Annotated in this window: 11 protein-coding genes; 3 read left to right on the forward strand and 8 right to left on the reverse strand. The window is 35.4% G+C overall.

What is annotated here, in order from left to right:
- Positions 1–165: 165 nt before the first annotated feature.
- The 4 genes from CP357_RS08685 to CP357_RS08700 all read right to left on the reverse strand — a co-directional run bounded on the left by CP357_RS08685 (position 166) and on the right by CP357_RS08700 (position 3,961).
- Positions 166–423, reverse strand: a complete 258-nt coding sequence (locus tag CP357_RS08685; RefSeq protein ID WP_098037084.1) for a Txe/YoeB family addiction module toxin — start codon at positions 421–423, stop codon at positions 166–168.
- Positions 420–695, reverse strand: a complete 276-nt coding sequence (locus tag CP357_RS08690) for a type II toxin-antitoxin system Phd/YefM family antitoxin (RefSeq protein ID WP_013087009.1) — start codon at positions 693–695, stop codon at positions 420–422. Before CP357_RS08690 ends, CP357_RS08685 begins: the two co-directional genes overlap by 4 nt.
- A gap of 193 nt (positions 696–888) precedes the next feature.
- Positions 889–2,115 (reverse strand): MFS transporter, encoded by a 1,227-nt coding sequence (locus CP357_RS08695; protein ID WP_098037085.1) that lies wholly within the window; start codon positions 2,113–2,115, stop codon positions 889–891.
- Between the two features lie 241 nt (positions 2,116–2,356).
- Positions 2,357–3,961 (reverse strand): ABC transporter ATP-binding protein, encoded by a 1,605-nt coding sequence (locus CP357_RS08700; protein WP_098037086.1) that lies wholly within the window; start codon positions 3,959–3,961, stop codon positions 2,357–2,359.
- Positions 3,962–4,155: 194 nt separating this feature from the next.
- Here CP357_RS08700 and CP357_RS08705 point away from each other — a divergent pair, with 194 nt between their 5' ends.
- From CP357_RS08705 to CP357_RS08715, 3 genes are all read left to right on the forward strand, one after another.
- Positions 4,156–4,566 (forward strand): type II toxin-antitoxin system RelB/DinJ family antitoxin, encoded by a 411-nt coding sequence (locus tag CP357_RS08705; RefSeq protein ID WP_098037087.1) that lies wholly within the window; start codon positions 4,156–4,158, stop codon positions 4,564–4,566.
- 5 nt (positions 4,567–4,571) lie between these two features.
- Positions 4,572–4,826, forward strand: coding sequence for a type II toxin-antitoxin system RelE/ParE family toxin (locus tag CP357_RS08710; RefSeq protein ID WP_233187243.1), 255 nt, complete (start codon positions 4,572–4,574; stop codon positions 4,824–4,826).
- A 109-nt stretch (positions 4,827–4,935) separates the two neighbouring features.
- Positions 4,936–5,622, forward strand: coding sequence for a type 1 glutamine amidotransferase (locus CP357_RS08715; protein WP_098037088.1), 687 nt, complete (start codon positions 4,936–4,938; stop codon positions 5,620–5,622).
- A 44-nt stretch (positions 5,623–5,666) separates the two neighbouring features.
- Here CP357_RS08715 and CP357_RS08720 read toward each other — a convergent pair whose 3' ends face one another.
- The 4 genes from CP357_RS08720 to CP357_RS08740 form a co-directional block, all read right to left on the reverse strand.
- Positions 5,667–6,152 (reverse strand): C40 family peptidase, encoded by a 486-nt coding sequence (locus CP357_RS08720; protein ID WP_098037089.1) that lies wholly within the window; start codon positions 6,150–6,152, stop codon positions 5,667–5,669.
- Between the two features lie 595 nt (positions 6,153–6,747).
- A complete protein-coding gene (locus CP357_RS08730) occupies positions 6,748–7,668 on the reverse strand; it encodes a DMT family transporter (protein WP_098037090.1) in 921 nt (306 codons plus the stop codon).
- Positions 7,661–8,581: a DMT family transporter gene (locus CP357_RS08735; protein ID WP_087176592.1), complete on the reverse strand. Its 921-nt coding sequence runs from the start codon at positions 8,579–8,581 to the stop codon at positions 7,661–7,663. The genes CP357_RS08730 and CP357_RS08735 overlap by 8 nt, the downstream gene beginning before the upstream one ends.
- Before the next feature lie 98 nt (positions 8,582–8,679).
- Positions 8,680–9,321, reverse strand: a complete 642-nt coding sequence (locus tag CP357_RS08740; protein WP_098037091.1) for a hypothetical protein — start codon at positions 9,319–9,321, stop codon at positions 8,680–8,682.
- Positions 9,322–9,629: the final 308 nt, after the last annotated feature.

The raw sequence follows: 9,629 nt of genomic DNA on the forward strand, positions 1-9,629 counted from the left end.
TTATAACACTTAAGAAACACAATTACACATATATTTTTAAACTTGTTGAAACTCCAATTTTCATAGCAATCCCCCTGTCCAATTTTAATAAAAATAGCACTTTATATTTTTTAGTCAATGAAAAAAGCAGCAATGAAATTAATCATTGCTGCAAAACTCCAATTATCAATAGTGATCCTTACATGAATATATAGTTATCATTGATTTATGACAATCATAGACGATCCGATTTTTCGAATCGATTCGTCTTGACCATAACCCTGATAGATTTCTCTTTAAGGTCTCAGGCTTACCAATACCTGTAAATGGATGTCTTTTCATATCTTTCACAAGATCGTTTATTCTTGATACCTTTTTATAATCACCATCGTCATACCAATACACATAGTCGTTCCAACCATCATCCGTCCATGCTACGATCATGATTTTGTTACCTGCTCAGGATCAATTAGTTCATGTTGCTTTATCGTGCCTTCACTAACTTGTTTACGCCCTCTTTCAATCTTGTCCATTAGGTATTGATTAGATTGAATTTCTAATGTCTCAACCAAGGCATCATAATCTTCTTTACCTAATACAACCACATTATCCTCTGGTTCTTTATTAGTTACGATCAAAGGTTCACTATCATCATTGACTTGCTTAAAATAATGCTTTAAATTTTTACGAAAATTACTGTAATTAACCGCATCCATAGACTAATCCCTCCTTATATTGTACAACTTATTGTACTATATTTTTACTTATATTACTACCAAAAGCAATAATCGTAAATGGTTGAAAAAATGATTAACCATGGGACAGTTCAATTAGAGACACATTGTGGTGATCATTTGACCGCTCTTCTTTACAAAAAAAGCAATGATCTAGTCGACCACTGCTATTTATTTACTTCTTTTTCTCAATCACAAAATAATATCCTGCTGTCAAAATTTGAGCAACTCCCTCAAGTGCAATCGCCCAATCTGCACCAAAACGCGCTACAATCAGCCCGCCTAAAAATGAGCCAATCGGAATCATCGATGACAGAATCGAATCATTGATCGTCTCTACTCGACCTAAAACATGCGGACTAAAACTCTCTTGGACCAATACCTCAAAGTTAATATTCATCATCACAATCCATAATTCGGACGTGAAAAACAGAATTAATAGCAAAATTGGCATCCCTTTGGGCACAGCTGGCTCAAGCACAATCGCCAAGCCCGATAATACAAGACATACAACGACCAATCTTTCTATCTTGTTTTTATCAAAAGTTAGTCGCTGTACCAATACACTTCCAACTAGCCCACCTATTGATGAAGCTAGTTCTAAACTACCATAGCCAATCGCTGATTTAGTCAAATGCTCCGTTGCAAAATATGGCAATCCCACAGACGAAATACCGTAAAAAAGATTAGTCACTGCAAAAGGCATAATCAACCGTGCTATCTTGCCTTCATCTTTCAAAGTATGCCAGCCCTTAAGCAAATTTTGCCAATAATTTTCCGCAAAATATTCGTTCGCAGAATCAGGCAATAATAATTTCCTGGGTAATATCAACTTAGCATAAAAAGCTAACGCTCCTGCAAAAAATACTGCAGAAATAATCACCGTGAAATCAAGTGACACCCAAGTAATCAATAATGTTGCCGCCGCATTTAAGAATAAATCGAGTGTTTTATAAGTCATCTGAAAAACGCCGTTTACTTTTGTTAGTTTCGCTTTCGAAACAATGACTGGTAAAATTTTTTCTTCTGCAGGATAAATCAAAGTCGAGCCAATCGTGGAAATAATATATACCACTAATAAAAGCCAAATCACTAAGTCGCGCCAAAACTCAACTTGAAACAATAGCGCCGTGATTACGCTAGTTGCTATTTGCACTATCGTAACAGTCTTAAGCATCTTTTTGATATAGATGCGATCAATTAGTGGACCCAAAGTAAACGACAGCATATCAATTGATGAGTCCGCAATGAAAATCAGGGACAAAATCACTGGTGAATTAAAGCGCACCTTAAAGAACCACAAAATTGCCATGTAAAATAGTGAATCTGCGATGTTAGTTAACACTCGTCCAGCTAATAATCGTCTGACATTGACATTTTCTTTTTCGATTAAGTTAAACATTTTCCCATTCCTTTTCACAACACTGCTAATGTCGCTGAAAGCCAGGGAAAATTACTATTCAGTTGTAGTTTAAAATCCCAGACTTTCAGCTAAAAATCTGGGTTAAGCCTTAAGTAGCGTTTGACGAATGAAAGGAAATAATTCATTCTCAAACTTAAACCTAAAATGTCGCGCATTTTAGTCCTCGCTTTCTGTAAAAATTAAGCTCATTATAGCATGGATAGTGGCTTATCAACAATAGTCATTCTATCCTTATATTTTTCGCATTTTCATTCAATTTCAGATCATGACTTATGATAATAACCAAATTAGCCTGCGCTATTTCCTGCAATAGTTTTAATAAATCACTTTGTAGCTCAGGATAGATATTTGCCAATGGTTCATCTAGTAAAAAACATTGCGCACCAGTTTTTAAAACAGCAGAATATAATTTTACTAACTGTATTTCACCTGTTGATAGTTCGCTCATCTCTCTATCTAAAATCTTTTCAATTCTAAATTGTGGTGAATCAAAAACCTTTGAAAAATACTCGCTTTTATAAACCTGACCTTTATCAGAATATGATCCTAAATAGTCCCTCACTGAACAATTAGGAAGTGGTATATCCTGAAATAAGCAGCTTATATTTGATTCTCTTAGTTTGCTTTTATTAATCAAATCAGCATCTATACCATTTATGGTTATTTTTCCTTCCTTTTTCGGCGTGTATAGGCCAATTATTATTCTGAGCAAAGTAGATTTTCCGATTCCATTTCTGCCCCTCACAATATAAAATCCTGGAGTAACAAAATTGGCAGAAAAATTGTTGGTGAATAAAGGTGTTTTTTCATCTAAGTAAATATTAAAATCATGTACTTGAATCAATTTTATTTTAGAGATTATTTTTTTACCATCTTGTTCATTCTTCATGGTTAGTAAATTGTTGATTCTCATCCACGCTACTTTAAATGATTCAAATTTAAATAAGATAGAAAAAACTTCATCAACCTGTCCCAAAAGCTGATTAAAGTATTGAAAAATAATTGAAAAGGAACCAATTGTCATCTTGCCGGAAATTACTGATAAACCGCCATTAATAAACAATACTAACTGAAAAATAAGTTGTAAAACAATCTCGCTATTAGACATATTTAAATTGAGAAGAAAATCCCGCTTAGCAACGTCTAAAAGCGTTCTTTTTGTATTACTCCATCTTTTATTTTCTATTTTCTCTCTTTGATTACCCTTTATCTCAATATATCTACTTAACCATTCGGTAAAGCCTGAAAAGTATTCATTATAGGCTTCTTTCAATTTCAAACTAACTTTGAAAATTTTAGGCCGCAAAAATAAATATATGAGACTATATGCAGGCAACAGAATCGCTATTAACAATAAAAAACCAGAGCCAGCCGTAAATAAATATGTAAAAATCAGAATTGAAGAAAGTACGATTGAAATAATTTGATTTATTGTTTGGAATAAAAAAGTCAGCACTTCAGTAGTATCTTCAGTAATTCTATCTGCCGTTCGAACTGAATTCATCTTTGTAACTGCTAGCGTATCCTTCACATACAGTTCTTTCATTATCACATCATTAACTTCCATATTTATTTCTCTAAATCTTAAAATCTGAATTTTGTTCATGAAATATGACAACAAAAGTCTGATAAGACTTAAAGTCGTTATTAATACAATACTACGTACAAAAGCAACCCTATCAGACTTATATACTAAGGAATTTATCAGTATTCCTTCTAAGTAAACATTAAAAGTCAAAATGCCAGTACTGATAATATTCATTCCTAATAGAAGCCAATATTCAATTTTATACTTTTTATCAATTTTGCTAAAAATCGTATGCATAGTGTCACCTAACTCTGACTAGTAGTCTAAGATATTAAAATATAATGAATATAAAATTAGGCAAATTTTATATTCTTATTTATCCTATGTCAATACTAAATAAATTGATTTGGTTTCACTTTTATGCTGTATTTGATATTATGTGGTTATTAACTATCAAACAACTATCTACCAACTACAAAAAGGATAAAATTATGACTGAAAAAGCAGCAATCAATGTCCGTGTTAATAAGGAAACTAAGCAAAACGCAGAAAAAGTATTAAACAAACTTGGCATCCCGATGTCAGTCGCAATTGACATGTACTTACGACAAATTGCATTAACTGACAGTATTCCTTTTGATCTGTCCTCAAAGAAAAGAGAAAATAAAAACGATCACGATACTGCAATGATGGTTGCAGAAGCTACAGCTCAATATGAGGTCGCTAAGTCTAACTGGGAGGACAAATTAGCTGAAGTTACCCCTGATTGGATGAACATGAACAAGATGACCAAGGAACAACTTGAAGCAAGATTAGCTAAACATGCTCAAGATGCAAGAAACGGTAAAGGTATTGAGATTAGCAAAGCGTTTGATAAGTTAAATAAGGAGTTAGGAATATAAGCATTATGCAAAAATACATAATCAAAGTAACACCTAACGTAACTATAGCACTTAAAGAAATATACCAGTCTATTTTAAAAGTATCTCAATCTCACCAAACAGCTCAAAATTATGTAGAAGATCTTGAGCAAACTATGCAAGCGTTAAATTATTTTCCAGAAAGATATAGAAAAACTCCTTCAAGAAAATACCGACGAGTTAATTTCAAAAAAATATGCTATATTCTACTTTATCGAAAACGATACTGTACACATTATTGATGTCATACTAGCTTCATCAAGTACAGTATTCAAATATTAATCCTTTGCCCCATTCTAGCTATTAAGCTATACTAGACAGAAGAAATTAAACGAACTAAGGGACAATAAAATGAGCGATAAATTAATTAAAATTGCATATCTCTACGAAGATTTAATGAATACTTACGGTGACTCAGGCGATGTTAAAATCTTGAGCTTTTTACTAAAGCGTGAAGGCTACGACACTCAAGTTGATAATATTTCACTTGGTGACGAATTCAACGCCTTTGACTACGATTTCGTTTTCTTCGGCGGCGGCCAGGACTTTGAACAAACTGTTGTCGCTAAAGACTTGCCACGTCACAAAGAAACGCTTGAAAAATACATCAACAGTGACAAGCCAATGCTCTGCATTTGTGGTGGTTACCAACTAATGGGTAGTTACTACAAGACTAATTCTGGCGTAACTATTCCAGGTTTGGATATTTTGCCACTACACACAGTCTTCAAGAGCGACAAGCGAATGATCGGTGACACCCGTTACATGACCGAATGGGGTGAGGTTAAGGCTTTTGAAAACCACTCTGGTCAAACTTACTTCGATAACAAGGACAAGTTGCATCCCCTCGGCGATATGATCGAAGGCTACGGCAACAACCCGCAAGACCACGTCGAAGGCCTGCGCTATCGCAACTTTATTGGTTCATACTCACATGGTCCACTACTCAAGAACACTAATGTAGCTAATGCCATCATGAAAATGATTATCGCTTGGCACCAAGAGCGAGTTAGTGAAGCCGAAAAAGTCACAGAATAAAAAATCCCAGTCAGAAATTCTGACTGGGACTTTTCATTATCAAATTAATTTAAAACACGTTTAGCTGCTGATGGATAAAAGTAGGCACTGATAGCCTGCTTTCTTACTCCTTGACTAGGAGTTGCAGCATGCACATATTGTCCATCACCAACATAAATACCAACATGGTAAGGGGCTGAGGCAGAACCCCAGAACAACAAGTCGCCTTTCTTAAGATGACTTAATGATACGCGTTTACCTTTAGTAACTTGACCATAAGTGGTTCTAGGTAGTGTCTTTTTAGCAGCCTTTTTATAAACGTATTGAGCTAAGCCTGAGCAGTCAAAGGCTGAAGGACCAGTAGCCCCATAAACGTAACGCTTACCTACTTGCTTTTTAGCAAGACCAGCAACTGCTTCACGTTTTTCTGTAGTGCTTTGCTCTGCTGCGTGCACAGTTTGTGTTTGGTTAGGAACATTAATAAATGAAATTCCTGTAAAGAATACTGATAAAACTGCGGCAAACTTAACTAAATTACGTCTAAAACTCAATTGACATTTCTCCTTAATTACTTTTTATCTTTCGACGCTTTATATATTACCTGAGAAATATTACAACTATGTTTTAAAAGTAATACTATCAAATTAAGCAAAATTACAGGAAATGTCTTATTTTGTAATTTTGATAAGAAAGAGCTTATGTTTCTTTGCTCAACTTGAAAAATTTTTCACTTTTTTATATGCTTGTAACATTGATTACAGGAGTTGAGTAAAAACTATGGAGAAAATAGACAGTTATGCACGACATTTTTTAATACTGATAGCCTTAATTCTGGGCCTTTCACTAGTTTCAGAATTTCGTGATCTATCATCTTACGCTCCATCAATGATCAACCTAGCCTGCCTATCTATCGCAACCGCCTGCACCTTCGCTTCAGGAATTACTTTACAATTTAAAAGACTAAATATTGTAACTATTATCCTAGCAGCCATCTTAATTTCGATCTCCGTCTTCTTTTGGATCGAATTTTCTTCTCTTGCCTTAATCACCAGCATCTTCATTGTCTATGGCATTATTACATTACTTGTCTGTTTAACTAATTTAATTTATTTCAAAAAAAGAGAGGTCGATTAAAACCTCTCTTTTTTATTCATGTACTTTATGTTTCTTTGGCTGTTTTGGCGTTAAGTTCAAAGCCATAGCTGCTAGCACAACCAGAATTGAACCTACCCAGTCCATTGGCATCATAACTAAACCAAAGCAGAGAACTGAGCCTACCGTTGCGGAGAACGGTTCAAATGCATCAAGCAAGCTGGCTGTGGATGGAATAACGTAACGCAAGGCGTTAGCCATAATCTGAAATGGGATAATCGTTCCAATGATAATTACGGCACTGGTATATAACCAAACAGCTGGCTTATTAGGAATAGCTTGGAATTGCGGATGGATAATCACCAAACTGATTCCTGCAAACAGCATCCCCCAGCCAGTCACCACCATGCTGGATACTCTTTTAACAATATTAACTGGAATCAGAGTATATGTTGCTTCACCTACTGCTGAAAGCAGACCCCAGAATAATGCGACCGGCGTAATGGCCAAATGATCAAATTGTCCGTGCGTTGACAGCAAAAAGACACCGATGAAAGCCGCAATCGCAGCCAAGATATCCAACCTACGCATAACTTGCTTATGAGTAAAAGCCAAATATCCTAATACGAAAAATGGGCCGATGAATTGTAAGATAGTAGCGATCGAAGCGTTAGCTACCTGAATACACATGAAATAGAATAATTGCACGGGCAATAATCCGAAGATTCCGTAAGCGAAAATTACTAACGCATCATGCTTATTCTTTAATGTAGCAAGTGGCTGTTGCTTTAAGGCTCCTGCCAAAAGCAGAAGTACGATTCCTGAAATAATCAACCGAATTTGGGTCAACCACATCGGCGTTATTTTAGCACTAATATTGAATAAACCTTTAGCAAAAAGACCGGAGATTCCCCACATGACAGCGGCTAAGGCTGCCAGAAAAGTCCACAGTCTACGTGTTTTTGGATCAATCATTATTCAATTTTCCCTTTTTCTTTCTTGGAGAAATATTCAAAGCCATTGCAGCTAAAACAACTAAGATTGAACCGATCCAGTCCATTGGTGCCATAACCAAGCCAAAGCATAAAACTGAACCTACCGTTGCAGAGAATGGTTCAAATGCATCAAGCAAACTTGCAGTAGATGCCTTGATGAAACGCAATGAATTAGTCATCAACTGGAATGGAATCAAAGTACCAATCACAATAACGGTAGCCACATCAAGCCAAACGTGTGGTGTATTAGGAATATGTGGCATCTGTGGGTGAACGATTATCAAGCAGATTCCCGCAGATAAAAGGCCCCAACCTGTAACGACTAAGCTTGAAACGCGTTTTAAAACGCCGATCGGAATCAAGGTATTAGTTGCTACACCACCGGCTGAGAGCAAGCCCCAGAATAAAACGCTTGGCGTAATGGCAAAGTGATTAAAACGGCCATGTGTTGCAAGCAAAACAACCCCAATAAAGGCACAGATCGCTGCAATCACATCAATCCGGCGCATTACTTGTTTATGCGTAAAGGCTAAATATGCCATTACGAAAAATGGACCGATGAACTGTAAAATTGTGGCAATTGAAGCGTTAGATTGTTGCACAACGATAAAGTAAAATAATTGCACGGGTAATAAACCAAAAATACCGTAAGCAATAATTACCCAAGCATCATGTTTATTCTTCATCGTAGCGATTGGCTTTTGCTTTAAAAACCCAGCTACGATCAACAAGATAATACCAGATGTGACCATTCTGATTTGTGAAAGCCACATTGGTGTGATGGACGGACTCGTATTAAATAAGCTCTTGGCAAATAAACCTGAGATTCCCCACATAACACAGGCTAGGGCAGCCAAGAATGCCCAAAGACGACGTTGTTTTTGTGTAACCATTCTTCTTAACCCTCAACTATACTAAACTAGCAACCTATATCATAACAAAAACGGACTAGCTTGAACTAGTCCGTTAATTTTTTATTCATTTTAAATTTTTACAGTTTAGCTTGTAAGGAAAGCACGATTGCACTAACACTACCAATAATTCCTATAATGACAGGAACCAACATCTCATGCTGGATAGGTAAAACTGCGAGTAAAAATACTATTGCTAAAATCGCAGAAACACGCATCGTCTTTTTATTTGCAACAATAATAGCAATAAAGACTATTGCTAGCAAGATTACACAAGCAAAATCGCCGTAAAGTGACGCATTCTCAAGCGCCGTCGCGTGTTGGATTTTTAATGGTGCATTCAAAATATCGTCCCAGAGTTTACGTCCAAATGCAATGTCTGCTGCTACGTTTACCCAGAAAGTAACTATTTCGAAAAATCTAATAAAGAATAAACGATTAAGACGAATGCTAGTGATCGTTTCCCATAATGTATCACGTTTTTTAAAGCTAACAGCTGAATCACCTTTATCGAAGATCCAACCGACTAATAAATAAATGAAAATTGCTATCCCTTGAAATACTACTAAATGCATGAAAACAGAAAAGTTAAAAACTAGTGTCAACATCAGAATTACTACATAAACGAATTCTGAGATCAACAATATTCTCTTCCATTTACGACTATGTAACCAATGATTAAGCTCTTGCTTGTTCATGTGGTCGTCCATTTGTCCATTCATATTCTCACTCTTTTTTAATTCCTTGTCTAATTTAACTAGAATTATATTCCTTCTTTTCGATTTGTCCATCATTTTTTCTAAAAAATAAAAAGGCGTAAAATCCCTATATTTTAGCCTTTTATACGTGTTATTTTCAACTATATATACATTTTTAATGACTTAATTTAAGTATTTAAATCCAGATATATACATCCGATAGCTCAATATTTGAGACTGTAAAATAGTTTGTGTAAGGATGAATGATTCCTTAAATTTATTTCTTTAAACATTAGAAAAAGGAGTTCCTTTCTCGTATGATTGGTTTGAAC

Origin of the sequence: Lactobacillus sp. UMNPBX6, from assembly GCF_002553975.1 — a bacterium.
GTDB lineage: Bacteria > Bacillota > Bacilli > Lactobacillales > Lactobacillaceae > Lactobacillus > Lactobacillus gallinarum.

Excerpts from the sequence above, each read along its gene's own strand:
- CP357_RS08685 (WP_098037084.1), bottom strand. The coding sequence starts at position 423 with ATGATCGTAGCATGGACGGATGATGGTTGGAACGACTATGTGTATTGG.
- CP357_RS08690 (WP_013087009.1), bottom strand. The coding sequence starts at position 695 with ATGGATGCGGTTAATTACAGTAATTTTCGTAAAAATTTAAAGCATTAT.
- CP357_RS08695 (WP_098037085.1), bottom strand. The coding sequence starts at position 2,115 with ATGTTTAACTTAATCGAAAAAGAAAATGTCAATGTCAGACGATTATTA.
- CP357_RS08700 (WP_098037086.1), bottom strand. The coding sequence starts at position 3,961 with ATGCATACGATTTTTAGCAAAATTGATAAAAAGTATAAAATTGAATAT.
- CP357_RS08705 (WP_098037087.1), top strand. The coding sequence starts at position 4,156 with ATGACTGAAAAAGCAGCAATCAATGTCCGTGTTAATAAGGAAACTAAG.
- CP357_RS08710 (WP_233187243.1), top strand. The coding sequence starts at position 4,572 with ATGCAAAAATACATAATCAAAGTAACACCTAACGTAACTATAGCACTT.
- CP357_RS08715 (WP_098037088.1), top strand. The coding sequence starts at position 4,936 with ATGAGCGATAAATTAATTAAAATTGCATATCTCTACGAAGATTTAATG.
- CP357_RS08730 (WP_098037090.1), bottom strand. The coding sequence starts at position 7,668 with ATGATTGATCCAAAAACACGTAGACTGTGGACTTTTCTGGCAGCCTTA.
- CP357_RS08735 (WP_087176592.1), bottom strand. The coding sequence starts at position 8,581 with ATGGTTACACAAAAACAACGTCGTCTTTGGGCATTCTTGGCTGCCCTA.
- CP357_RS08740 (WP_098037091.1), bottom strand. The coding sequence starts at position 9,321 with ATGAATGGACAAATGGACGACCACATGAACAAGCAAGAGCTTAATCAT.